Raw genomic sequence first — 1,693 nt, 5'->3', positions numbered from 1 at the left:
GGCCTTTACTAACCAATTATAAACCTAAATTATGAGAAGACTATTTTGTGTTTTTGTTATAGTGTAAAAATAACACTAAGTTTTTATATTATCAAGCATTATTTTGTAATTTTATTGTAACATTTACCAAAACCACTCAATTCTGCTGATCGATTCTCAAAAATACAAATAAATTATTGTTAATGTGATAATTTTTTAAATTTTTAATCTTAATCTATTTAACAAACAAAACAAACCATAAATAATTGTGTTTTATTCAAATTTTTTTATCAAAAACATAAAATATATACAAATTACAAGTTAAAAATATTAAAATTCATTAAAAAATCATGTTTTAATAAATTTTAATCAAATTTTATTCCAAAACAACGCTACAAAAATAAAAAATAGCCATAAAACTCATTTTTTTATTCCAATTAGGAAAAAAATATCCGTTTTTATTAAAATAATAAACTCCTAACCTTTGGAGATATTGTAAGCCCGTGTGTAAAAATTACTTTAAACAAGCATGATTTTAAGATTGCTTCTGCATTTTTGCGGCGTATTTTATATTTTTTCTGCCCATGACAGCTACCTGGTCGCCCAAAACACATCCTCACTTAACGTCGTTCACTTTATGGATCATGACCATCGCTACGGGGTTGGTAGTGGCTAATATTTACTACAATCAACCTTTACTGGCCGATATAGCGCACACTTTTAACATCACCGATAAAAAAGCGCAGCGGGTATCGCTGTTTACACAAATAGGTTATGCAACCGGCTTGCTTTTCATCATCCCCCTGGCCGACATGGTTAGGCGAAAACGGTTAATATTGATTGATTTTATATTGGTCATTTTCTCCCTGCTGATAAGCGCCCTGGCCCCCTCTGTAACCATATTAACTATAGCAGGTTTTTTAGTTGGCGTATCATCTGTAATACCACAATTATTGATACCTATGGCAGCCCACCTGGCTAAACCGCATGAGCGGGGTAAAAAAATAGGTTTTGTAATGAGTGGGTTACTAATAGGAATACTACTCTCGCGTACCTTAAGCGGTTTTGTAGGCGAACACTTTGGCTGGAGAGCAATGTACTATATAGCAACCGGGCTGATGCTGGCTATGTGGCTAATGCTGTTTTTCTTTTTACCCGAGGTTGAGCCCGATTATAAGGGCAATTATAAAAACCTGATGAAATCGCTCATTCATTTGTTTAAAACAGAACCTAAGTTAAGGATGGCAGCGTTTCGTGGGGCCCTGTGCTTTGCAGGTTTCAGCGCTTTTTGGACAACACTTGTATTTTTATTGAAACAACCCCAGTTTAATGCGGGCAGTGCGGTAGCCGGTGCTTTTGGCCTGGTTGGGGCTTTTGGCGCTTTAGCCGCCGGGCTGATGGGCAGATTAAGCGACAAAATGAATGCCTATAAATTATCGGGTTACACATTGCTGCTGGTGTTCGTCTCGTTTATCATTTTTTATTTCTCTACCCATAGTATCATTGGGTTAGTTATAGGGGTTATTGTGCTTGATATGGGTGTGCAGGCTACACATATATCCAACCAATCGATAATTTTCTCATTGATACCAGAGGCCCGCAACAGATTGAATACGGTATACATGGTATCTTATTTTATAGGCGGCGCCTCTGGTACGTTTTTAGCCAGCCAGGTATGGAAAAGCTACCAGTGGAACGGGGTATGTGTTATTGG

Annotated in this window: 1 protein-coding gene; it reads left to right on the top strand. The window is 36.6% G+C overall.

Annotated features, from left to right (window positions below; translation table 11 throughout):
• Positions 1-563: 563 nt before the first annotated feature.
• A partial coding sequence (locus AC1DPZ_RS26640; RefSeq protein ID WP_477409192.1) for an MFS transporter occupies positions 564-1,693 on the top strand: 1,130 nt, incomplete at its 3' end.

The organism is Mucilaginibacter sp. P4_G9 (assembly GCF_056400985.1).
This window is presented reverse-complemented; position numbering and strand designations above follow the sequence as displayed.